At 71.7% G+C, this 22456-nt stretch carries 24 protein-coding genes and 1 tRNA gene; 10 read left to right on the plus strand and 15 right to left on the minus strand.

Annotated elements, in window-relative coordinates; genetic code table 11:
• Positions 1–206: 206 nt before the first annotated feature.
• Entirely contained in the window at positions 207–548 is a 342-nt protein-coding gene (locus tag ACIGZJ_RS24410) for a DUF3618 domain-containing protein (protein WP_392938864.1), read from the minus strand.
• A 144-nt stretch (positions 549–692) separates the two neighbouring features.
• On the opposite strand from ACIGZJ_RS24410, the gene bcp reads away from it, so the two are divergent.
• The gene (bcp, locus tag ACIGZJ_RS24415) at positions 693–1169 is read left to right on the plus strand and encodes a thioredoxin-dependent thiol peroxidase (RefSeq protein WP_396459213.1); all 477 of its coding nucleotides are present in this window, start codon (positions 693–695) and stop codon (positions 1167–1169) included.
• Positions 1170–1278: 109 nt separating this feature from the next.
• Here the strand turns inward: bcp and ACIGZJ_RS24420 are convergent, their stop codons facing one another.
• Positions 1279–3654: a chitinase C-terminal domain-containing protein gene (locus ACIGZJ_RS24420; RefSeq protein ID WP_396459296.1), complete on the minus strand. Its 2376-nt coding sequence runs from the start codon at positions 3652–3654 to the stop codon at positions 1279–1281.
• A gap of 268 nt (positions 3655–3922) precedes the next feature.
• Complete coding sequence (locus ACIGZJ_RS24425) at positions 3923–4519, minus strand: CGNR zinc finger domain-containing protein (RefSeq protein ID WP_396459214.1); 597 nt, start codon at positions 4517–4519, stop codon at positions 3923–3925.
• 95 nt (positions 4520–4614) lie between these two features.
• Here ACIGZJ_RS24425 and ACIGZJ_RS24430 point away from each other — a divergent pair, with 95 nt between their 5' ends.
• The 3 genes from ACIGZJ_RS24430 to ACIGZJ_RS24440 all read left to right on the plus strand — a co-directional run bounded on the left by ACIGZJ_RS24430 (position 4615) and on the right by ACIGZJ_RS24440 (position 5820).
• Positions 4615–5094: an HPP family protein gene (locus ACIGZJ_RS24430; RefSeq protein ID WP_396459215.1), complete on the plus strand. Its 480-nt coding sequence runs from the start codon at positions 4615–4617 to the stop codon at positions 5092–5094.
• 77 nt (positions 5095–5171) lie between these two features.
• Positions 5172–5726, plus strand: a complete 555-nt coding sequence (locus ACIGZJ_RS24435) for an HNH endonuclease signature motif containing protein (protein ID WP_396459216.1) — start codon at positions 5172–5174, stop codon at positions 5724–5726.
• A gap of 7 nt (positions 5727–5733) precedes the next feature.
• Positions 5734–5820 (plus strand) — tRNA-Leu (locus tag ACIGZJ_RS24440).
• A 66-nt stretch (positions 5821–5886) separates the two neighbouring features.
• Here the strand turns inward: ACIGZJ_RS24440 and rdgB are convergent.
• The 4 genes from rdgB to ACIGZJ_RS24460 form a co-directional block, all read right to left on the minus strand.
• On the minus strand, positions 5887–6492 hold the full coding sequence (gene rdgB / locus ACIGZJ_RS24445) for an RdgB/HAM1 family non-canonical purine NTP pyrophosphatase (RefSeq protein ID WP_396459217.1): 606 nt from the start codon (positions 6490–6492) through the stop codon (positions 5887–5889).
• A 20-nt stretch (positions 6493–6512) separates the two neighbouring features.
• Positions 6513–6902: a hypothetical protein gene (locus ACIGZJ_RS24450; RefSeq protein ID WP_392938856.1), complete on the minus strand. Its 390-nt coding sequence runs from the start codon at positions 6900–6902 to the stop codon at positions 6513–6515.
• Between the two features lie 170 nt (positions 6903–7072).
• Positions 7073–7798 (minus strand): ribonuclease PH, encoded by a 726-nt coding sequence (rph, locus tag ACIGZJ_RS24455; protein WP_387946347.1) that lies wholly within the window; start codon positions 7796–7798, stop codon positions 7073–7075.
• A gap of 120 nt (positions 7799–7918) precedes the next feature.
• Positions 7919–8275 carry a glucose PTS transporter subunit EIIB gene (locus tag ACIGZJ_RS24460; protein ID WP_396459297.1) on the minus strand — a complete coding sequence of 119 codons (357 nt, stop codon included), beginning with the start codon at positions 8273–8275 and terminating at the stop codon, positions 7919–7921.
• 279 nt (positions 8276–8554) lie between these two features.
• Here ACIGZJ_RS24460 and ACIGZJ_RS24465 point away from each other — a divergent pair, with 279 nt between their 5' ends.
• The 4 genes from ACIGZJ_RS24465 (at position 8555) to ACIGZJ_RS24480 (ending at position 14834) form a co-directional block, all read left to right on the plus strand.
• Complete coding sequence (locus ACIGZJ_RS24465) at positions 8555–9844, plus strand: PTS transporter subunit EIIC (RefSeq protein WP_396459218.1); 1290 nt, start codon at positions 8555–8557, stop codon at positions 9842–9844.
• Positions 9845–10800: 956 nt separating this feature from the next.
• Positions 10801–12078, plus strand: coding sequence for a PTS transporter subunit EIIC (locus tag ACIGZJ_RS24470; RefSeq protein WP_392938851.1), 1278 nt, complete (start codon positions 10801–10803; stop codon positions 12076–12078).
• Between the two features lie 447 nt (positions 12079–12525).
• Complete coding sequence (locus ACIGZJ_RS24475) at positions 12526–13551, plus strand: LLM class flavin-dependent oxidoreductase (protein WP_396459219.1); 1026 nt, start codon at positions 12526–12528, stop codon at positions 13549–13551.
• Positions 13548–14834 carry an LLM class flavin-dependent oxidoreductase gene (locus tag ACIGZJ_RS24480; RefSeq protein WP_396459220.1) on the plus strand — a complete coding sequence of 429 codons (1287 nt, stop codon included), beginning with the start codon at positions 13548–13550 and terminating at the stop codon, positions 14832–14834. Before ACIGZJ_RS24475 ends, ACIGZJ_RS24480 begins: the two co-directional genes overlap by 4 nt.
• 39 nt (positions 14835–14873) lie before the next feature.
• On the opposite strand, the gene ACIGZJ_RS24485 is transcribed toward ACIGZJ_RS24480, so the two are convergent.
• Positions 14874–15854: a LuxR C-terminal-related transcriptional regulator gene (locus tag ACIGZJ_RS24485; protein ID WP_396459221.1), complete on the minus strand. Its 981-nt coding sequence runs from the start codon at positions 15852–15854 to the stop codon at positions 14874–14876.
• 164 nt (positions 15855–16018) lie between these two features.
• On the opposite strand from ACIGZJ_RS24485, the gene ACIGZJ_RS24490 reads away from it, so the two are divergent.
• Positions 16019–16933: a branched-chain amino acid transaminase gene (locus tag ACIGZJ_RS24490; RefSeq protein WP_396459222.1), complete on the plus strand. Its 915-nt coding sequence runs from the start codon at positions 16019–16021 to the stop codon at positions 16931–16933.
• 41 nt (positions 16934–16974) lie between these two features.
• On the opposite strand, the gene ACIGZJ_RS24495 is transcribed toward ACIGZJ_RS24490, so the two are convergent.
• A complete protein-coding gene (locus ACIGZJ_RS24495) occupies positions 16975–17721 on the minus strand; it encodes an MBL fold metallo-hydrolase (protein ID WP_392938843.1) in 747 nt (248 codons plus the stop codon).
• Between the two features lie 183 nt (positions 17722–17904).
• A complete protein-coding gene (locus ACIGZJ_RS24500) occupies positions 17905–18096 on the minus strand; it encodes a MarR family transcriptional regulator (RefSeq protein ID WP_396459223.1) in 192 nt (63 codons plus the stop codon).
• 186 nt (positions 18097–18282) lie between these two features.
• On the opposite strand from ACIGZJ_RS24500, the gene ACIGZJ_RS24505 reads away from it, so the two are divergent.
• On the plus strand, positions 18283–18747 hold the full coding sequence (locus ACIGZJ_RS24505) for a type II toxin-antitoxin system PemK/MazF family toxin (RefSeq protein WP_396459224.1): 465 nt from the start codon (positions 18283–18285) through the stop codon (positions 18745–18747).
• A 28-nt stretch (positions 18748–18775) separates the two neighbouring features.
• Here ACIGZJ_RS24505 and ACIGZJ_RS24510 read toward each other — a convergent pair whose 3' ends face one another.
• From ACIGZJ_RS24510 to ACIGZJ_RS24530, 5 genes are all read right to left on the minus strand, one after another.
• Positions 18776–19744, minus strand: coding sequence for a PLP-dependent cysteine synthase family protein (locus tag ACIGZJ_RS24510; RefSeq protein ID WP_396459225.1), 969 nt, complete (start codon positions 19742–19744; stop codon positions 18776–18778).
• An 80-nt stretch (positions 19745–19824) separates the two neighbouring features.
• Complete coding sequence (locus ACIGZJ_RS24515) at positions 19825–20103, minus strand: MoaD/ThiS family protein (RefSeq protein WP_209416124.1); 279 nt, start codon at positions 20101–20103, stop codon at positions 19825–19827.
• A gap of 104 nt (positions 20104–20207) precedes the next feature.
• Positions 20208–20330 carry a putative leader peptide gene (locus ACIGZJ_RS24520; protein WP_392938837.1) on the minus strand — a complete coding sequence of 41 codons (123 nt, stop codon included), beginning with the start codon at positions 20328–20330 and terminating at the stop codon, positions 20208–20210.
• 138 nt (positions 20331–20468) lie between these two features.
• Positions 20469–20900 (minus strand): Mov34/MPN/PAD-1 family protein, encoded by a 432-nt coding sequence (locus ACIGZJ_RS24525; RefSeq protein ID WP_392938836.1) that lies wholly within the window; start codon positions 20898–20900, stop codon positions 20469–20471.
• A 68-nt stretch (positions 20901–20968) separates the two neighbouring features.
• Positions 20969–22411, minus strand: a complete 1443-nt coding sequence (locus tag ACIGZJ_RS24530) for an amino acid permease (protein ID WP_392938835.1) — start codon at positions 22409–22411, stop codon at positions 20969–20971.
• Positions 22412–22456 lie beyond the last annotated feature (45 nt).

Below are 22456 nucleotides of genomic sequence, written 5' to 3' on the forward strand. Positions count from 1 at the left end.
GACTGCCTGGTCGGTTCGTGGTTCGTACTCACGCCCCGACGGTACCGCTCCCGGGCGCCCGGCGTGACGCTGGCCCGACATCCGAAGGACCCCGCATCCGGCGCCCGATCCAGCGCCCGGACCGGGGCCCGGACCGGGGGCCGGAGCCGGGCCGGACATGCCGGAGGCCGGGCACACCCGCGCCCGGCCCCGTGCAACCCGGCGGATCAGTCCTTGCGGCGCTTGCGGGACGCGGCGACCAGCAGCACCAGGCCCACGCCCACCAGCGCGGCCGGCACGATCCGCTCCTTGCGCGGCCGGCCCTTCTCGTCCACGAACTGCGCCTTGGCCTTCTCCACGGCCCCACTGGCCGCCACGTACGCCCGGCCGGCCTTCTCCTCCACCGCGGCCACGGCCTTCGCCTTGACCTGGGCGGTGATGGTGCTCGGGTGGACCCGCACGGCCAGCTCGTCCAGGGTCGCCGCCAGCTGGGTACGGGTACGCGCGATGTCCGCCTCGATCTGGGCGGTCGTCCGCGCCGCCTGGTCCTTCGTACTCGCCTCGCCCACTCGGGCCACCCCAATTCACTGATGTTGTCCTGTGCGACCAACCCAGTTTGTCAGCTGGCACGCGGGCACGCGCGGCCCCACCCACCATCGGGGGTAAGTTTGCCGTGGTACGACCAGCCGTCCACCCACCAGGAGAGTCCCACCGTGAGCGAGCGCCTCCAGACCGGTGACACCGCGCCTGCCTTCAGCCTGTCCGACGCCGACGGCAACCAGGTGTCCCTGGCCGAGCACCTCGGCCGCAAGGTGATCGTCTACTTCTACCCGGCCGCGCTCACCCCCGGGTGCACCAAGCAGGCCTGCGACTTCACCGACAACCTGGAGGCCTTCTCCGGCGCCGGGTACGACGTCATCGGCATCTCCCCGGACAAGCCGGAGAAGCTCGGCACGTTCCGGGAGACCGAGGACCTCAAGGTCACCCTGCTCTCCGACCCGGACCACGCCGTCCTGGAGGCGTACGGCGCGTACGGCGAGAAGCAGAACTACGGCCGCACCTACGTCGGCGTGATCCGCTCCACCGTGATCGTCGACGAGCAGGGCAAGGTCGAGCGCGCGCTGTACAACGTCAAGGCCACCGGGCACGTCGCCAAGCTGCTGCGCGACCTCAAGGTCGACGCGGCCTGAGCCCCGGCGGCGGCGCCCCACCGGGCGGCCGCACAACGGAGCGGTGGCGGTGCACCCCCCGACCGGGTACACCGCCACCGCCGTTTCTCACCTCAGCGAGCCGCTGTCATCAGCAGGCCCCGAGGTCGCTCCAGACCCCCCAGGCGCCGCTGGCGCTGGGGTCGTCACCCTTGGTCCACCACTTGTTCTGGTAGTAGTGGCCCTTCCACGACACCTTGGTGGTGGCCGCGTAGGTGGTGCCCGCGTCCCAGCTCGGCGCGCCCGTGCAGGCACCCGAGGTCGGCGAGGAGGTCGCCGTCGGGGACGAGGTGGCCGTGGCGGTCGGCGAGGCGGTCGCCGTGGCGGTGGGCGAAGCCGTGGCGGTCGCGGTCGGCGAGGCCGTGGCGGTGGGCGACTGCGTCGGGCTCGGCGACGAGGTGCCGCCGGTCGCGCCGCGGGTCAGGTCGCCCTTCAGGCCGTACAGCGTGCCGGCGACGTTGACCGTCCAGTTCGACGGGGTCGAGACCGGCAGGTAGTAGGTGAAGTCCATGTCGATCGACGCACCCGGCGCCAGCGACTGCCAGCCCGGCAGCTTCACCGAGACGCGGTTGTAGGTGCCCTTGAGGCCGCCCGCGTTGCTGCCGGTGTGGTCCTGGCGGATCACCTGGAGGCCGAAGCCGGACTGGTCCTTGGCGTTGCCCGGGGCCGAGTTGCTGTAGTCGAACTGGAACTCGGTGCCGCCCGGCAGGGTCAGCGTCGAGTTGTTGACGATGTGGATCTTCGGGTTGATCGGGTAGTTCGAGTCACCCAGCGCGAAGTTGGTGAACGACACGTCGATCGGCAGGGTCTGCTGCGGCAGCGCGATCGTCGAACGGGTCGCGCCGTACGCCGGGGCGGCCTTGAACTTGTCGTACATCAGCGAGGTCAGCGTCGAGCCGGGAACGTACTGGCCCTTGCCGCCGTTGGCGGCCGCGTCCCACTTGTAGTCGCCCGCGAGCTCCCAGATCATCGCGCCGCCGGCGCCCTGGTTGACGATGTAGTCCGCCTTCGCGCCGACCGACTGCTCGTCCTCGGTCGAGAGGAAGACCTTCTTGGTGTCGTTCCACAGCCACGGGGCCACCAGGCTGGAGCTGTAGTTGCGGGCGTAGGTGCCCTGCAGCGCGGTGTCGCTCAGGCCGTACTTGGAGAGGTAGTCGGGCACGACGCCCTTCTCCAGGTTCTTGGCGTGCCACATCGGGTTCGACCCGGCCGGGGACTCCTTGCCCGCGGTGTCCTTGTCGTTCCAGATGTTGTCGATGCCGACGGCGCCGTCACCGCACGCGGTCAGGCCGGAGCCGGCCGGGCAGCTGGTCGCGGCGGCGGTGCCCCAGAGGCCGTTGGTGCCACCGGTGACGTTCTTGAAGCCGCGGGTGTAGTACGGCAGGCCGACGTTGATCCGGCCGGCCGGCATCGCGCCGCGGAAGTAGTGGTACGACCAGTCGGTGTTCAGGTAGCCGATGCCGCCGTACTGGCTGGTGCCGTACACGTTGGCCGACGCCAGCTCGGCGTCCTTGCCGTCGTCGAACAGCGAGGCGTTCGGGCCGACGTACTTGTTCCAGGCGCCGTGCAGGTCGTACGACATGATGTTGACGTAGTCGAGGTACTGCGCCGGCTGGTAGGTCTCCATGCCGCGCAGCAGGTACCCGGAGGAGGGGGCCGCGACCGAGAGCAGGTAGTGCTTGCCGTCGGCGGCGCCGGCCCGGTCCAGCTTCTCGCGCAGCGTCTTCATCAGCGCCGCGTAGCCCTTGGCCAGCGAGCCGCGCCGGGCGTTTGCGAGGGTCCAGTCCTGCGGGTTGCCCGCGTCCTTCATCGAGGTCGCGTACTCGTAGTCGATGTCGACGCCGTTGAAGCCGTACTTCTTGATGAAGTCGACCGCCGAGGCGGAGAAGGTGTCGATGCCCGCCTGGTTGACGCTTCCGTCGGGGTTGGTGGTCACCGAGTAGAAGCCGCCGGAGTTGACCCGGTCGCCGGCGGAGTCGAAGTAGCCGCCGGTCTCGGTCCAACCGCCCACCGAGATCATGGTCTTGACGTTCGGGTACTGCTTCTTGTACTTCGTCAGCAGGTTGAAGTGGCCCTTGTAGGGCAGCGTCGGGTCGAGCTCGGCGCCGGGCACGCCCGGGAAGGAGATCCCGGTGGCCTCGTTCTTGTCGTTGTCGTCGCCGACCGACAGCTTGTTGTCGCTGCCGATGTGCCCGAACGCGTAGTTGAGGTGGGTGACCTTGTCCCAGGGGATGTCGCTCACCAGGTAGGGCTGCGTGCCGTCCTTGCCGGTGCGCCAGCCGGTGAAGTAGCCGATGATGCGGCGCTGGTGGTCCGCGCCCATCTTCTCGCGGCCCTCGGTGTCGTAGACGCTGCAGTAGGGGACGTCGACGCCGGGCGTCTGGTACATGCCGTCGGGGCGACAGGCCGCGTTGTCGACGGTGGCGGAGGCGGAGGCCTGGGAGGGCGCCGCACCCAGCGTCGCCATCAACAGGCCCGCCAGGCCGGCCGCGGCCAGCGAGGCCACGCCCGCCCGGGCCGCCGGGCTCTTCGCCCGGTTCGTGTGGCGGGCAGCGGTGGGACGCTGCTCGGCCGTGCTTCGGATCAACACTCGGTCCTCCGGGAGAGAGTGTCGGCGCGTACCTGTGGGGAGCACGCACGTGGGGGATTGGAGGTTGGCGCTGAAGCTATGTGGTCTGAACCACATAGGTCAATAGGTCTGTACCAATTGGTAATCAAATCCCCAACTCCGCCGGTCAAACCTCCGACTGGCGACGACTGTGCCGGGCCACCCGCACCCGCGTCCCGCACGCGGTCGAACACCACGCCCGACGTGCGTGGTGCTGCAGGAAGAACAGGATGCAGCCGGGCGCCGGGCACGCCCTCAGCAGCTCCCGCTCACCCCCCGTCAACAGCTCCACCGCCGCCCGCGCCACCCGCGCCAACAACACCGGCCCGCGCTCCCCCGACAGACTCCGCCGCACCGGATCCCCCGCACCCCCCGCCGGCAGCTCCACCCACCCAGGCGCCGCCCGCACCGCCGCGTTCACCACCGCCACATCGGTCGGCTCCGCCGCCCCGCCGGCCACCACCGCCGTCAGCACCGCGCGCAGCGCCCGCCGCAGCTCCAGGAACGCCGCCAGCTCCGCCGCCCCCAGCCGCCCCGACGGCACACTCGCGAGGTCCAGCCCGACGGAGTGCCGCTCCACCCACTCCCCCAGGTCGGACGGCTCCACCAGCACGTCCACCAGATGGCCGCGCAGACCGCCCCGGATGAAGGTGCTGTTCACCAGGTCCAGGGCGAGGTGCTCGCCACCGACCGGCATCTCGTCCACTGCGCCGCGCTCCACCATGCCCTAACGGTAACGCGGCTTGCTTTCAGTTAGCCACAACGACAGAATCAACAAGCTAACGTTTCATGCCGCAGGTAACCGTTAGGAGAGTCGCCATGCCCAGCCGCGCCCCCGCCCGACCGGCCCCCACCGCCGTCCTCGCCTCCACCGCCACCGCCGTGACCGCCCTGCTGCTCCTGGTGGCCCTCGGCACCCTCACCCGGCAACCCCTCCTCATCCCGCCCCTGGCCGCCTCCATGGCCCTCATCGCCGGCGCCCCCGCACTCCCCCTCGCCCAGCCCCGCAGCGTCATCGGCGGCCAGCTCCTCTCCGCCCTCACCGGCTACGCCGTCCTCGCCCTCGCACCCCCCGGCCCGTGGTCCGCCGCCCTCGCCGGCGGCCTCGCCCTCGGCGCCATGACCCTCGCCCGCACCCCGCACTCCCCCGCGGCCGCCACCGCCGTCATCGTCGCCCTCACCGCCCCCGACCCGACCCGCTTCCTCCCCCTCCTCGCCCTGGCCGCCACCACCCTCGTCCTCGCCGGCCTGCTCGGATCCCGCCTGACGGCCCGCCAGTACCCCACCTACTGGTGGTGAGCCCGCAACCGATCCGCGCAACGATCGTTCGCACACCGGGGGACGGGCGCACACCAGGCCCACCAAGGGGGACGACCATGCCGGTCAGGTACACCCGCGAACTGCTCACGACCACCGCGGCAACCGCGGCCTCACTCGACGAGATGCCGACCGCTCTCGGCCGGGAGCCGAATCTCGACCGCCGGAAGTACCTGCGCCGCAAGCCGACCGAGTGCGCCATCGACACCTCGCACTTCACCGGCCAGGCCCACAACCGGTGCCCGTGGTCCACCAGGCGGCTTCCACCCGAGCGGGTGCTCGTCCAACGCCCCTCGGATGCCAAGCGGCTGCCCGGCGCGCAGATCCGCCAGGCCCTGGCCGAGCTCGGGAGGCCGGAGCCGTGCGAGGACTGCGGTACCGGACCACGATGGCGGGTCCGCCCGATCACGTTGGAGGTCGACCACATCAACAGGGACTGGTCGGACAACCGTCCGGGCAACCTCCGCCCGCCCTGCCCGAACTGCCACGCCGTCACCGACACGTACTGCAGGCCCAACAGGAGCAAGCGCGCGCAATCTTCGCCGACCCGCAACGAGGAGCGCACCACACCCCGAAATGACGGTGTCCCCTCGGCGAGGGAAGCTCTAGACTAGGGGCCATGCGGCCTTGGCGGAGCTGGAAGACGCGCTGGACTTAGGATCCAGTGGGGGCAACCCCGCGAGGGTTCGAATCCCTCAGGCCGCACCAGCCTTGGAAACGAAGGCCCGTCCGGAGATGATCTCCGGACGGGCCTTCGTCGTTCCCGACTCCCCGTCAGCCCAGCAGGTCCCTCACCACCGGGGCCAGGGCGCGGAAGGCCTGGCCGCGGTGGCTGATGGCGTTCTTCTCGTCGGCCGTGAGCTCGGCGCAGGTCCGGGTCTCGCCGAGGGGCTGGAGGATCGGGTCGTAGCCGAAGCCGCCCGCGCCGGCCGGGGCGGTGCGCAGGGTGCCGAGGAGGCGGCCCTCGACGACGCGCTCGGTGCCGTCGGGCAGGGCCAGGGCGGCGGCGCAGAAGAAGTGGGCGCCGCGGTGCTCGGGCGCGATGTCGCCGAGCTGGGCGAGCAGGAGCTCCAGGTTGGCGCGGTCGTCGCCGTGCTTGCCGGCCCAGCGGGCGGAGAAGATGCCGGGGGCGCCGTTCAGCACGTCCACGCACAGGCCCGAGTCGTCGGCGACGGCGGGCAGCCCGGTGGCCCGCGCGAGGGCGTGGGCCTTGAGGAGGGCGTTCTCGGCGAAGGTGACACCGGTCTCGGGGACGTCCGGGATCTCCGGGTAGGCGTCGGCGCCGACCAGCTCGACGTCCAGGCCGGCGCTGCCGAGGATGGCGCGGAGTTCGGCGACCTTGTGCTGGTTACGGGTGGCGAGGATGAGTCGGGTGGTCATGAATCCACCCTAACCGGACGTCAGCCGGTGCAGACCTGGGTGAGGTTGCCGGCGGCGTCGCCGAGCGGCTTGAGGTCGGGGACCTGCTTGTTGTTGACGGCCTGCTGGACCTTGTCGACCTGGGTCTGGAGGTCGGTGATGGCCTTGGCGACGTCGGTGTTCTTGGAGTTCTTGCCGAGCTGGTCGAGGTCGTTCTTCAGCTTCTGCAGGGACTGCCCGGCGGCCGTCGCGTCGTTGCTCGCGTTGTTGAAGGCGGAGGTGACGTCGCTGATGTCGCTGGTGATCTTGATCGCGGTGTTGCCGCAGTCCAGCGCCTTCTGGGCGGCCGAGCAGCTGACCGCGCTGAGCGGGAGGATGGCGATCAGGCCGGCCACGGCGAGGGTGGCGGGGCGAGCGATGCTCTGGGGCATCCGGTCCTCCTGGAGTGCGCGGGTTCCGAGGGGGAAGGACGCGCGCCGAGGAGTGCACGGTTCCCGCAACGAGGTGCTGCGGGAACCGTAAGGGCTGCGGGCCCGGCCTGTACAGCGCCGGTGTCGACAACAGGCCGCGCCCCGGGACCCGTTCGGGAGCCCGTGGGGGCTCAGCCCTCCAGGGCCTTGCGCTGGATCTCGTCCAACTCGGCGCAGCCGAGGGTGCCGAGGTCCAGGAGCTGGTCGAGCAGGGCGCGGTCGAAGGGTGCGCCCTCGGCGGTGCCCTGGACCTCGACAAAGCGGCCGTCGGAGGTGCAGACGATGTTCATGTCGGTCTCGGCGCGGACGTCCTCCTCGTACTGGAGGTCGAGCATGGGGACGCCGCCGATGATGCCGACGCTGACGGCGCTGACGCCGCCGGTGATGGGCTGACCCTTGGCGCGGAGGATCTTCTTGTCGCGGGCCCAGGAGACGGCGTCGACGAGGGCGACGTAGGCGCCGGTGATGGCGGCGGTGCGGGTGCCGCCGTCGGCCTGGAGGACGTCGCAGTCGAGGACGATGGTGTTCTCGGCGAGGGCGCGGTGGTCGATGACGGCGCGCAGCGAGCGGCCGATCAGGCGGCTGATCTCGTGGGTGCGTCCGCCGATGCGGCCCTTGACGGCCTCACGGTCGCCGCGGGTGTTGGTGGCGCGGGGGAGCATGGAGTACTCGGCGGTGACCCAGCCTTCGCCGCTGCCCTTGCGCCAGCGGGGGACGCCTTCGGTGACGCTGGCGGTGCACAGCACCTTGGTGTCGCCGTAGGAGATGAGGACGGAGCCTTCGGCGTGCTTGCTCCAGCCCCGTTCGATGGTGACGGGGCGGAGCTGGTCGGGGGTGCGGCCGTCGATGCGTGACATAGGCACCGAGCGTAGTCGTTGTGCGGGGGTGGCCGGTCGAGCGCCTCGGTGCGGGGCGGTGAACGTTTCGGCCCGCCGACCGGGGGTCGGCGGGCCGCGGTGTGAGCCGGGGGGCTCAGCTCACATCATGTCCTCGATGTCGGCGGCGATCGGGTCGGCGTCGGTGCCGATGACGACCTGGATCGCGGTGCCCATCTTGACGACGCCGTGGGCGCCGGCGGCCTTCAGGGCTGCCTCGTCGACGAGGGAGGCGTCCTTGACCTCGGTGCGCAGGCGGGTGATGCAGCCTTCGACCTCTTCGATGTTGTCGATGCCGCCGAGACCGGCGACGATCTTCTCAGCCTTGCTGGCCATCTGTTTCTCTCCCTCTGTCTCGGCACGTCGGCTGCTCTGCCGGGTGCCGTCCTGCGCTGTGCCGGGGGTGCCCCCGGGCGGGGGCGGGGGGAAGGGTCGCCGCCGGTGCTGATGCGGGTTCAGCTGCCGTGCTGCTGCTCGGCAGCGCGACCAGCATCACCCGGACGGGACCGATCTGCCACGTTAGTCCACTTTTGGCCCATTCCGGCGCGCATGCTCTGGATCTTCGTCCGAGGATGTCGATCAGCGGGGCCTGTGGTCCCGGCGCGCGGCCTGCATCCAAAGTGGTCTACACCAATATATGTGTACTCCGATGAACGCGGGAAGCGCCCCGGGTGTTCCTGAGCTCCGTCCGAGGGTCCCGCACGGACCACCGGCCGGCAACTGCTCTCGGAGGGCGATATGAGTTCGGCAGGCGCCACGGCACCGCAGTCCCAGTGGTGGCACACCTTCTACGGCGGACTCCAGAAGATGGGCCGTTCCCTCCAGCTGCCGGTGGCCGTGCTGCCGGCCGCGGGCATCCTCAACCGCCTCGGGCAGCCCGACGTGTTCGGCAAGGACGGTCTGGGCTGGGACGACGTCGCCAAGGTGTTCGCCGCGGCCGGCGGCGCGCTGCTGGACTCCTCGCTGGGCCTGCCGATGCTGTTCTGCATCGGGGTCGCGATCGGCATGGCGAAGAAGGCGGACGGCTCCACCGCACTGGCGGCGGTGGTGGGCTTCCTCGTGTTCTACGCCGTCCTGCACGCCTTCCCCGAGGACTGCAAGCTGCCGACGGTGCTGGTCGGCTCCCAGTGCGTGGACTTCACCTCGGCCAAGTCGGCCGCCGCGACCTACCAGAACCCGGGCGTCCTGGGCGGCATCCTGATCGGCCTGCTGTCGGCCTGGCTCTGGGTGCGCTTCCACCGCACCCGGCTGGTCGACTGGCTGGGCTTCTTCAACGGCCGCCGCCTGGTGCCGATGATCACCGCCGTGGTGGGCATGGTCCTGGCGGTCCTGGCGGTCTGGGCCTGGCCGCCGATCGGCCGGGCCTTCAACGACATGAGCCAGAGCCTGGCCGACCTGGGCGCGGCCGGCGCCGGAATCTTCGGTGTCGCCAACCGCACACTGCTGCTGATCGGCATGCACCAGCTGCTGAACACCTTCGTCTGGTTCCAGTTCGGCGACTACACCAAGCCGGACGGCATGGTGGTCCACGGCGACATCCCGCGCTTCCTGGCCGGCGACCCGACGGCGGGCCAGTTCACCTCCGGATTCTTTCCGATCATGATGTTCGCGCTGCCGGCCGCCGCACTGGCGATGGCGCACTCGGCCAAGCTGCACCGCCGCAAGGAGATCTACGGGCTGATGCTCTCGGTCGGCCTGACGTCCTTCGTGACCGGCGTCACCGAGCCGATCGAGTACTCCTTCGCCTATGTCGCGCCCGCGCTGTACGCGGTGCACGCACTGCTGACCGGTGCGTCGATGGCGATCACCTGGGCGCTGGGGGTGCACGACGGCTTCAGCTTCTCGGCCGGCCTGATCGACTACGCCATCAACTGGAGCCTCGCCACCAAGCCTTGGATGATCATCCCGATCGGGCTCGCCTTCGCCGTCGTGTACTACGCGCTGTTCCGGTTCATCATTGTGAAATTCGACATGAAAACGCCGGGCCGCGAGGACGACGACGAGGTCGAGGACGTGACCAAGGCATAAATCCGGCGGCACTGCGCACATTTCACCGAAGGCCCTCGGACTCTCCGTCCGGGGGCCTTCGGCATATCCGGAAAGGACCAAGGAACCAGGAGACAAAGGGCCGATGGCACTGGATCCCGAACAGGGTCCGAATATCCCGTCGGGGAAATTCCGCGACCCGTCGGGCGCCGGAGCGGTGGGCCGTCCCGCCCGCGGGGCCCGGCCCGTGGAGGGGGCGTGGGCGCCCGGGCCGGGACGGCGCCGGGTGGGGGCAGGTCAGCGCCGTCGGCGGCCTACCGTTCGGCAATCCGCCACCGCTGTTCCCCGACGGCGTCGCCATCCGTTTCGCCGGGAAGGCGGAGAAGGCCGGAACGGCGGGCACCTCTCGGGGGCCGGTCGCAATGCGCCGGGGAATACCCGAGTACTCGGACCAGCCCCGGCGAGCGCCTCCGACCTCCCGGCCGATCTCCGAACCGGGCTCCGAACCGGTCACCACGACCCGTCGGCGGCGGGCCGAACCACCCCTCGGCGACGGGCCGACCACCGCACACCCCGGCCCGGACCCGTCGAACACCCCGTCGGCGGCCGCCCGCCACCCGTCCGCCGCCGCCCCGCCGCCGGTCGGGCCGGCCTTGCCGCAGCGGCCCGCGGACACCCCGGGAGCGGTCCCGCCCGGCCGACCATTCGTCCACTGCCCGGCCCCGCCGAACCCCTCCGGGCGGCACCCTCCGAGCACCCGCGTCTTTTGTTGCGCAAATAGCCAAAATCCCAATCCCGGCCGGAAATCATGATCGTCGATCCGCAAGTAGGTTTCGATTTCATAGCGCTTCTCACCAGCACCGCTTTCGGGGGTTCCCCCCCTTCTCCACCCGTGCTACAAAACTGGTCTACACCACGTGTGGTGTAGACCAGTTCGCGGTTCGGCCCCCTGTGCACCTCCCCCGACCGACCGCCCCTGTCGTTAGGAACCCACCCCCATGAGTCAGTCTGCGCAGGCACCGGCGCCCGCCGCGGCTCCGGCCACGCCAAGTCCCACCAAGAAGTTCGGCCAGAACCTGCTCCAGGGTCTGCAGAAGATCGGCCGCAGCCTCCAGCTGCCCATCGCCGTTCTGCCGGCCGCCGGCCTGCTGCTGCGCCTCGGCCAGGACGACGTCTTCGGCAAGGACGGCCTGGGCTGGGACAAGGTCGCCGCGGTGTTCGCCACCGCCGGTGACGCCGTCTTCGCCAACCTTCCGCTGCTCTTCGCGGTGGGTATCGCGATCGGCTTCGCCAAGAAGGCCGACGGCTCCACCGCGCTCGCCGCGCTGGTCGGCTTCCTGGTCTACAAGAACGTGCTGACCGCCTTCCCGATCACCGACGCGGTGGTCGCGGACGGCAAGTACACCGCCGCCACCTACCAGAACCCCGGTGTGCTCGGCGGTATCGTGATCGGCCTGCTCAGCGCCGTGCTGTGGCAGAAGTACCACCGCACCAAGCTGGTCGACTGGCTCGGCTTCTTCAACGGCCGCCGCCTCGTCCCGATCATCATGGCCTTCGTCGGCACCGCCGTCGGTGTCGTCTTCGCCCTGGCCTGGGGCCCGATCGGCGACGCCATCAAGTCCCTGAACGACTCCCTGATCGGTGCCGGCGCGCTCGGTGCGGGTGCCTTCGGCCTGGTCAACCGCGGTCTGCTGCCGGTCGGCATGCACCAGTTCGTGAACTCCTACGCCTGGTTCCAGACCGGTGACTTCACCAAGCCCGACGGCACCGTCGTCCACGGCGACCTGACCCGCTTCTTCGCCGACGACCCGACCGCCGGCCAGTTCATGTCGGGCTTCTACCCGATCATGATGTTCGCGCTGCCCGCCGCCGCGCTGGCCATCGCCCACGCCGCCAAGCCGCACCGCCGCAAGGCCGTCCTCGGCATGATGCTGTCGCTGGCGCTCACCTCCTTCGTCACCGGTGTCACCGAGCCGATCGAGTTCGCCTTCGTCTTCATCGCCCCGGCCCTGTACGTCATCCACGCGGTGCTGACCGCCGTCTCGATGGCCGTCACCTGGGCGCTCGGCGTGCACGACGGCTTCACCTTCTCGGCCGGCCTGATCGACTACGCGCTGGCCTGGAACAAGGCCACCGACCCGTGGATGATCATCCCGATCGGCCTGGTCTTCGCCGCCCTGTACTACTTCCTCTTCCGCTTCGCGATCGCCAAGTTCGACCTCAAGACCCCCGGTCGCGAGGACGACGAAGAGGTCGAGGACGTGACCAAGGCCTGACGCCGGTCACCCCGCACACCGCTCACGACCCCGCCCCGCCACTCGCTCCCCCGAGTGGCGGGGCGGGGTCGTTCCGTACCCGGGGCCGTCCGCACCCGGGGGCCCTGTCACCCGGGGCAGTCCCGGGGGCCCTGTCACCCGGGGCCGTCCCGCATCCCGGGCCGCACGGCGAGACGGTGGTTGACGAACCGGCAAGAGCGCTGGTCAACTGAAGCGGTGAACGCCCCGCGCATCCTCGTCACCCGCAGCCACATCGACTTCGGTCGTGTGTGGTCCGCGGCGTGTTGCGCCTGATCCGAGCCGTTCCCCCGCCGCCGCCCGGCTGACCTCCCGCCGCGCCGCCGCCCCCGCTTCCAGGCACTCGTGTCCGCCCGCCCCGCGCGGGCCACCGCCACGCACCCGCGTGCACGCCGCACGCAGCCGCACGAGGAAAGTCAAGGCCCCGCCATGCCCCGCCAGCTGCACCTTTCCGCTGCCCTCGACAGCCCCGGCCGTTTCGACGCCGCCCACTTCACCGCCCTCGCCCGCCTCGCCGAACGGGCCACCCTGGACTTCGTCACCCTCGACGACTCGTACACCCCCGAGCCGCGCCGGCTCGACGCCCTCGCCACCCTTTCCCGGCTCGCGCCGCTGACCGACGGCCTCGGCCTCGTCCCGACCGTCACCACCACCCACACCGAGCCCTTCCACACCTCGATCTCGGTCAACACCCTGGACTGGGTGAGCGAGGGCCGGGCCGGCTGGCTGGTCGGCGTCTCGGACACCGAGGCGGAGGCCCGCGCCTTCGGGCGGCGGCCCGCCGCCCCGGCCGACGTGCTCTGGGCCGAGGCCGCCGACGCCGCCGAGGTCGCCGCCCGGCTCTGGGACAGCTGGGAGGACGACGCGGAGATCCGCGATATTGCGACCGGCCGGTTCGTCGACCGCGACAAGCTGCACTACATCGACTTCGAGGGCCCGCACTTCTCCGTGCGCGGCCCCTCCATCACCCCGCGTCCGCCGCAGGGCCGCCCGGTGGTCGCGGTACCGGTCGCCGCGGCGGACCTCGCCCCGCACGCCCCGGCCGGCGGCCGGGCCCGGGTCGAGACGGCCGTCCGGCACGCCGACGTCATCCTGCTGGACGCCCCCGACCGGGCCGCCCGGCTGACCGCCGCCACCGGGCTGCGGCTGCACGCGGGCGAACGCCTGCGGATCCTCGCCCGGCTCGCCGCCGACCTCCCCGACGCGGCCGCCGTCTCCCGGCTGATCGAGGACCTCACCGAGGTCGGCGGCGGCGTCGACGGCTTCCACCTGGTGCCCGCCGACCCGGCCCGCGACCTGGCGGCCGTCGCCGACCAGGTCGTCCCCGCGCTGCGCGAGCGCGGACTGTTCCGCACCGCCTACCCCGGCCGCACGCTGCGTGACAGCCTCGGCCTGACCCGCCCCGCCAGCCGCTACGCGCTCGCCGCCGCCGCTCCCACCGAGGTGACCCGATGACGGACCGACCGCTCAAGCAGATCCACCTCGCCGCGCACTTCCCCGGCGTGAACAACACCACGGTGTGGACGGACCCGCAGTCGCGGAGCCAGATCGACTTCTCGTCCTTCCGCCATCTCGCCGAGACCGCCGAGCGCGGCAGGTTCGACTTCCTCTTCCTCGCCGAGGGCCTGCGGCTGCGCGAGGTCAAGGGCCGCATCCACGACCTCGACGTGCTGGGCCGCCCCGAGTCGATCACCGTGCTGAACGCGCTGGCCGCCGTCACCACCCGCCTCGGGCTGGCCGCCACCGTCAATGCCACCTTCAACGAACCGTACGAGCTGGCCCGGCGGTTCGCCTCGCTGGACCACCTCTCCGGCGGGCGCGCCGCCTGGAACGTCGTCACCTCCTCGGACGCCTTCACCGGGGAGAACTTCCGCCGGGGCGGCTTCCTCGACCGCGCCGACCGCTACACCCGGGCCGCCGAATTCGTCGAGCTGGCCCGGAAGTTCTGGGACGCCGGCGAGGAGAGCGTCCAGCACCGCGGGACGCACTTCGAGGTCGAGGGGCGGCTGTCGCTGCCCCGCCCGCCACAGGGCCACCCGGTGGTCATCCAGGCCGGGGACTCCGACGAGGGCCGCGAGTTCGCCGCCGCCGCGGCCGACGTCGTCTTCAGCCGGCACTCCACCCTCGCCGACGGCCAGGCCTTCCACGCCGACGTGAAGCGGCGGTTGGCCGGGTACGGCCGCAAGCCGGACGAGCTGAAGATCATGCCCGGGGTGACCTACGTCCTCGGCGACACCGACGCCGAGGCCGCCGAGCGCGCCACCGAGATCCGCCGGGCCCAGGTCGGGCCGCGGACCACGATCGCCTTCCTGGAGCAGGTCTGGGGCGTCGACCTCTCCGACCACGACCCGGACGGGCCCCTGCCCGCCGTCGACCCCGAGCCGGACAGCACCCTCGTCCAGGGCCGGACCAGGATCGGCGACCCACTGGAGATCGCCGCCAAGTGGCGGGCGGTGGCGGCCGAGAAGCGGCTCAGCAGCCGCGACCTGGTGATCGAGCTGACCGGCCGGCAGTCCTTCATCGGCTCCCCGGAGACGGTCGCCGCGGAGGTCGACCGGTACGTCCAGCAGGACGCGGCGGACGGGTTCATCCTCGTCCCGCACCTCACCCCCGGCGGCCTCGACGACTTCGTCGACCGGGTGGTCCCACTACTCCAGGAGCGCGGGGTGTTCCGCACCGACTACACCGGGACGACGCTGCGCGACCACCTCGGACTGCCGGTCCCCGGGCGGCGATAGGCCCTGTCCGGGGAGCCCTGTCGCCGGCCCCGGCCCTGCTCAGATGCGGCCGAGGCGGGCAGCGTGGACGCCGGCCTGGAAGCGGCTCTCCGCGCCCAGGTCGGCGATCAGCTCGGCGACCAGTCGGCGGACCGTCCGCTCGGACACCTCCAGCTTGCGGGCGATCGCCGTGTCCGTGAGCCCGGCGGCCAGCAGCCGCAGCACCTCGACATGACGATCCGTCATTTCCACCGCACCGGAGAGCAGTTCGGGAGGAGTCCAGGCACCCGACCAGAAGTACTCGAACAGCTCCGCCACCAGCGCCACCAGGGCCGGCTCGCGGACCACCACCGCCGCCTCGGCCGCCGGGGCGCCGCCCGGGCCGGCCCCCGGCGCGGGAAGGATCGCCAGCCGGGCGTCCACCACGATCAGCCAGAGCGGCAGGCTGTGGGCGGCTCTGATCCGGGCACCGGCGCCGGTCAGTTCGCGGACGTGGGCGAGCACGGCGGGCCGGCGCAGCGCGGCGGCCGGGTAGATGGTGCGCAGGGTGGCGCCGTGGGCGAGGGCGAGTCGTTCGCGGGCGAGCTTGCCGGCCAGGGCCGGGCCGGAGAGGTCCTGGCCGGGGCGCAGGGAGAGCGCCTCGGTGCGGGCGCCGCGGGCGGCGTCCTCCAGGAGGGCGGCGATGCGGTCGGCGCCGCGGACGAGTTCGAGGGCGGTGCCGGCGTGGTGGCGGTGCTGGATCGGCAGGTAGCCGGTGTGCAGGCGTTCGACGGTGTCCCGGGCGTGGTGGAGGGCTTCGACGAGGGCGGTGACCTGGGTGTCGGTGTCGAGCAGGAGTTGGCGCAGGGCGGTGTCGACGGAGACGGCGGCGTGGCCGGGGGTGCCGGTGGCGGTGGGCTGGAGCAGGCCGAGGGTGCGGAGTTCGGCGGTGGCGGCGGCGGTGCGGTGATGGTCCCAGCCGGGGTCGGGGGCGGGTGCGCCGGGGTCGGCGAGCAGGCGGGCGTAGAGCTGGGTGGCGTCGCTGCCGGTGGGGCTCTCCATTGGCGCAGCGTAGTGAGGCCGGGCGGGGGCGGTGCGGGGTTTCCGCAGTGCGAGACGGGCCCTGTGGTGGGGCTCCGGGGCGGCCGGTTCCGTTCCCGGCCATGGCCGGTTCCGGCAGGGCCGGGGTGGCTGACCTGCGGTGCGGTGGTGGTCAGGATGGGCCCATGGCTCTTCCCGAGGCTTCGATGATCTGGTTGGACGGCGCGCTGACGCCGTGGCGGGATGCGCGGACGCATGTCCTGACGCACGGTCTGCACTATGGGACGGGGGTGTTGGAGGGTACCCGGGTGTTCGAGACGGCGGACGGTCCGGCGGTGTTCCGGCTGCCGGAGCACCTGCGGCGGCTGGAGCTCAGTGCGCGGATGCTGCGGATGGAACTGCCGTACGGGGTGGACGATCTGGCGAAGGCGACCGCGGACCTGGTGCGCGCCAACGGCCACCGCTCCTGCTATCTGCGGCACTTCGCGTTTCTGGGCTACGGCTCGATGGGGCTGGACATGCGCTCCTCGCCGACCACGACGGCGATCGCGAGCTGGGAGTGGCAGCCCCAACTCCCGGGCGGGGAGGCGGGGATCCGGGTGAAGACGAGCAGTTGGCGGCGGAACGACCCGAACGCGGTGCCGCCGGCGGCGAAGGCGACCGGTCCGTATCTGAACGCGGTGCTGGCACGCCGGGAGGCCACCGACGCCGGGTACGACGAGGCGCTGTTGCTCGGGCCGGACGGGTCCGTGAGTGAGTGCACGGCGGAGAACGTGTTCGCGGTGCGGGCGGGGGTGCTGCGGACGCCGCCGTCCAGTGCGGGTGCGCTGGAGGGGATCACCCAGGACACGGTGCTGGCGCTGGCCCGGGATCTGGGGGTGGCGGTGCGGGTGGAGGGCCTGTTGCGTTCGGATCTGTACGCGGCGGACGAGGTGTTCGTGTGCGGGACGGCGGCGGGGGTGGCGCCGGTGCGGTCGCTGGACGACCGGGAGCTGCCGGCCGCGCCCGGTCCGGTGACGGTCCGGTTGCGGGCGGCGTACGAGGCGGCGGTATCGGGGGCCGATGCGCGCTACCGGCACTGGCTGACGCCGGTCGGCTAGGCCGACGGGCGCGCCGGTCCCGACGGGTGTGCCGCGGGGGCTCAGATCTCGTAGACGGCGCCGGCCCGGGCGATCTCCACCGGGCCGGCGAAGGCGGCGGCGGCGTCCCGGCGGTTGTGCTCGGCGTCGGTCCACGGCGGGATGTGGGTGAGGACCAGGCGGCCGGCGCGGGCGGCGGTGGCGTGCTCGCCGGCCTCGCGGCCGTTGAGGTGGACGGCCCGGTAGGTGTCGCGGCCGTCGATGTAGGCGGCCTCGCAGAGGAAGAGGTCGCTGTCGCGGGCGAGCTCGACGAGTTCGGCGCTCTCCCCGGTGTCGCCCGAGTAGACGAAGGTGCGGCCGCCGTGTTCGAGGCGGAAGGCGAAGGCGTCGACGGGGTGGTTGACCTGGGCGACGCCGATCCTGAACGGGCCCAGGTCGAAGGTGCCGGGGGTGAGGGTGCGGAAGTCGAAGACCTCCTTCATCCCGGGGTTCTCCGGCATGTCGTAGGCCCGGGCCATGCGTTCGGCCGTCCCGGCGGGCCCGTAGACGGGCATCGGGTCGGGGCAGCCCTCGGCGCGGTAGTTGCGGGCGACCCAGTAGGCGCAGAGGTCGATGCAGTGGTCGGCGTGCAGGTGGCTGAGCAGGACGGCGTCGACCTCGTAGAGGCTGACGTACTTCTGCAGGGCGCCGAGGGCTCCGTTGCCGAGGTCGAGCACGACGCGGTAGCCGTCGGCCTCCACGAGGTAGCTGGAGCACGGCGAGTCGGCGGACGGGAAGCTCCCCGAACACCCCACCACGGTCAGTTTCATCCGAGCCCCTCCGCCCCGACACGTCTTGGCTGCTGGTCCATGGCAGTGCGGGCCGCTGAACCGGCCGGTAGCACTGCGTTCGCGTGTCGAGAGTAAGGGCGGAGGGGCACTTTGCCCCCGTCTCCGTGCCGCGCTGTGGCTGGAATCACCAGAACGCCGGGGGCGCGGGCGGGGCGGGGCGGGTCAGCGGCGGCCCGGTCGTCTGCGGGCCCAGGCCTTGATCGTGTCGGGGTGCCAGCGGGGGTGTCCGCTGCCGTCGAGGAGGTCCGGGTCGGGGAGCAGGCCGTGTCTGCGGTAGTTGCGGACGGTTTCCGGCTGGACGTTGATGTGGCGGGCGATCTCGGCGTACGACCACAGGTCGGTGCTGCGGCTCACGGGGTCACCTCCGGCTGCATGGGGGGACGTGCGTGATCAGCCTTTCCGGACCTTGAGGGTGTCTTTACCGCAGAACGGACTCTGTGGTCATTCCGTGACGAACCGGGAGCAGGGAACGGACAAATGCTCAACTGTCACGGCGGCCGCGCTGGTCGGGCGGGGTGCGGGCCCGGTACGGTCGGGGCCATGACTGGCATCTGGGTGGTCCTGGCGCTGGCGGCTGTCGCGGTCCTGGCCGCCGTGGTGGCCGCACTGGTCCGGCGCGCGCGGCGGGCTGCCGCTCCCGCCCCGGCGCGGACCGGTCCGGCGCCGACCCGTCCGGCGCGGCGGGGCCAGGGCCCCGCGCCGCAGGAGATCTGGTGGGCCGAGGTGCCGTTCGAGGACGGCCCGGGGTCGAAGGACCGCCCCTGCCTGGTGCTGCGGGTGAACGCGCGCACCGCGACCGTCGTCAAGATCACCACCAAGCACCACGCGGACCGGCCCGGTGTCCTGCCGCTGCCGCCCGGCTCGGTCGGCGACCGGACCGGCCGGACGAGCTGGCTGGAGACGGACGAGCTGCGCGAGGTGCCGCTGTCGGCGTTCCGCCGCCGTGCGGGCGCGGTGGACCAGCAGATCTGGGCCCGCGCCCGGCGCGCGGCCTCCTCGCAGTGAGGCCGTCAGCACCCGAACGACCCGGCGGTCAGGCCCAGAGCTGGCCCTGCAGCGCCTCGACGGCCTGCTCGGTGGTCTCGGCGGTGTAGATGCCGGTGGACAGGTACTTCCAGCCCCCGTCGGCGACGACGAAGGCGATGTCGGCGCGCTGTCCGGCCGCGGCGGCCTTGCGGCCGACGCCGATGGCCGCGTGCAGGATCGCGCCGGTGGAGACCCCGGCGAAGACGCCCTCCAGCTGGAGGAGTTCGCGGGTGCGGCGGACGGCGTCGGCGGAGCCGACCGAGAAGCGGGTGGTGAGCACCTCGGCGTCGTACAGCTCGGGAACGAAGCCCTCGTCGAGGTTGCGCAGGCCGTAGACCAGGTCGTCGTAGCGCGGCTCGGCGGCGACGATCTGCACGCCGGGGACCTTCTCGCGCAGGAAGCGGCCGACGCCCATCAGGGTGCCGGTGGTGCCGAGGCCCGCCACGAAGTGGGTGACGGCGGGCAGGTCGGCGAGGATCTCGGGGCCGGTGGTGGCGTAGTGGGCGCCGGCGTTGTCGGGGTTGCCGTACTGGTAGAGCATCACCCAGTCGGGGTGCTCGGCGGCGATCTCCTTGGCGATCCGCACGGCGGTGTTGGAGCCGCCCGCGGCCGGGGAGGGGATGATCTCGGCGCCCCACATGCGGAGCAGCTCGCGGCGCTCCTCGCTGGTGTTCTCCGGCATCACGCAGACCATCCGGTAGCCCTTGAGCTTGGCGGCCATGGCGAGCGAGATGCCGGTGTTGCCGCTGGTCGGCTCCAGGATGGTGCAGCCGGGGGTGAGCACTCCGGCGGCCTCGGCGCGCTCGATCATGTGCAGCGCCGGGCGGTCCTTGATGGAGCCGGTGGGGTTGCGGTCCTCCAGCTTGGCCCAGAGGGTGACCAGGCCGTCGGCGTTGCCGGGGACGGCGGCGGAGATCCGGGGCAGGCGGACCAGCGGGGTGTTGCCGACGGCGTCGAGCGGGCTGTCGTAACGCAAGGGGGGCCTCCGGCAACGGGGGTGGTGGTCGGGCGCGGCGGCTCTCCCGCCCGTGCGGACGCGGGCGGGAGAGCGGGAGGTCAGCGGGCTCCGCCGGCCACGGCGGGCAGGATGGTGACGCTGTCGCCGTCGGCGAGGGCGGTGGAGATGCCCTCCAGGAAGCGGACGTCCTCGTCGTTCAGGTACACGTTGACGAAGCGGCGCAGTTCGCCGCCCTCCAGCAGGCGGGCGGCGATGCCGGGGTGGCGGGCGTCGAGGTCGTGGAAGAGCTCCCCGAGGTTGCTGCCGGTGCCCTCGACGGCCTTGGCGCCGTCGGTGTAGGTGCGGAGGATGGTCGGGATGCGGACCTCGATGGCCATGGCTGCGCTCCTGTGCGAGTCGTGAGGTGGGTGGGCCGCAGCGGGCGCGGCAGGGCTGGGCGGGCCCGGGGCCGGCGTGGCGTCGGCGGGCCTGGGCGGGCGGCTCAGTGGGAGCGCGCCTGCGTACGGCCGGGACAGATCGCGCTGGCGAGCCGGCACAGGTCGATGTGCAGGCGCGCCACGAGGCGGGTGCCCGGGGCCTGGTTGCTCACATCGACGGAACGCATGGGCTCATCGTATAGATTCCCGACCCGGCTCCGACATGCCCGTCTCGCGATCCGGATGTTTCCGTATCCACTGCTGAGATGGCTGGGCCCGCCGGCCGCTCGCGGGCGGTCGGCGGGCCGCGTCCAGGGGGGTGCCGGTCAGGGCTGATAGGCCTCGACGACCTGGACGTCTTCCTCTGTGATCTCGCCGTCCACGATGCGGAACGAGCGGAACTCGTACGGGTCGTCCGCGCCGTTTCCCTCGGCGGTGGAGACCAGGACGTAGTGCGCGAACGGCTCGGAGGCGTAGCTCACATCGGTGCGGGAGGGGTAGGCCTCGGTGGCGGTGTGCGAGTGGTAGACGATCACGGGCTCCTCGTCCCGGTCGTCCATCTCGCGGTAGAGCTTGAGCAGGTCACCCGAGTCGAACTCGTAGAAGGTGGGCGAGCGGGCGGCGTTGAGCATCGGGATGAACCGCTCGGGCCGTCCGGTGCCGGCCGGTCCTGCGACCACGCCGCAGGCCTCGTCCGGGTGGTCGGCGCGGGCGTGGGCGACGATCGCGTCGCGCAGTTCTCGGGTGATGGTCAGCATGCGGTCAGGATAGCCACGCCCCGACGGGTGTCCGCCGGGGCGTCCACGGCCCGGTCCGCCGGCCCCGGTCAGGCCCCGTCGCGGGCGTGCAGGTGGTCGTGGGCGACTCCGTGCACGGCCTGCGGGCGGACCCGCTTGAGCGTCTGGTAGCCGACCACCAGCAGCAGGGCCCACACGGGGAAGACGTACAGCGAGATCCGGTTGTCCCGGTCGAAGGCGATCAGGACGACGACCAGGACGAGGAAGGCCAGCGCGGCCCAGCTGCTCCAGAGCCCGGTGGGGGCCTTGAAGCCGGGCGGCGGCAGATGGCCGCCCTGCCAGGCCTTGCGGTAGCGGATCTGGCAGATCAGGATCATCGCCCAGGTCCACAGGCCGCAGACGGTCGCCACCGAGGTGATGTACTCGAACGCCTTGGCGGGGACGAGGTAGTTGAGCACCACGCCGGCGCCCATCAGCACGCAGGAGAGGGTGATCGCGACGGCGGGGCTGCGGTGCGAGTTGAGCTTGGTGAGCCGCCCGGGGGCCTGGCCGCGCAGGGCGAGGTCGCGCAGCATCCGGCCGGTGGAGTACATCCCCGAGTTGCAGGAGGAGAGGGCGGCGGTGAGCACCACGAAGTTGATGATGCCGGCCGCGGCGGGGATGCCGATCTTGCCGAAGGCGGCGACGAACGGGCTGACGCCGGGCTGGAACTCGGTCCACGGCACCAGCGACAGGATGATCACCAGGGCGCCGATGTAGAACAGCGCGATGCGCCAGGGCAGGGTGTTGATGGCCCGCGGCAGGGTCTTCTGCGGGTCCTCGCTCTCGCCCGCGGTGACGCCGACCAGCTCGACGCCGAGGTAGGCGAACATGACGATCTGCAGCGTCATCACGGTGGCGCCGATCCCCTTGGGGAAGAAGCCGCCGTCGTCCCAGAGGTTGGTGATCGACGCGGTGTCGCCGGCGTCGCTGAAGCCGAGGGTGAGCACCCCGATGCCGATCAGGATCATGCCGATGATGGCCGTCACCTTGACCATGGAGAACCAGAACTCGATCTCGCCGAACAGCTTCACCGAGATCAGGTTGGCGCCGTAGAGGATCAGCAGGAAGGTGAGCGCGCTCAGCCACTGCGGGATGTCGGGCGCCCAGAACTTCACGTAGACGGCGGCGGCGGTGGTCTCCGCCATGCCCGTGACCACCCAGAACAGCCAGTACGTCCACCCGGTCACGAAGCCCGCGAAGGGGCCGAGGAACTCCCGGGCGTACTCGGCGAAGCTGCCGGCGACCGGGCGGTAGGTGAGCAGCTCGCCCAGCGCCCGCATGATCACGAAGATCACCACGCCGGCGACGGCGTAGGACAGGATCAGGCTCGGGCCGGACTTGGAGATCGCGGTGCCGGCGCCGAGGAAGAGGCCGGTGCCGATGGCGCCGCCGATGGCGATCATCTGGATCTGGCGACTGCCCAGGCCCCGCTCGTAGCCCTCCTCGTCCGGTTTGGAGTCGACCACTTCGTCGTAGAGCCGCTCGGCCATGGTGCACCGTCCTGGGGGTGGTCTGGGGATGGACTCGTGGGGTGG

It is taken from the genome of Kitasatospora sp. NPDC052868 (assembly GCF_044547105.1).
In the GTDB taxonomy this organism is placed as follows: domain Bacteria; phylum Actinomycetota; class Actinomycetes; order Streptomycetales; family Streptomycetaceae; genus Kitasatospora.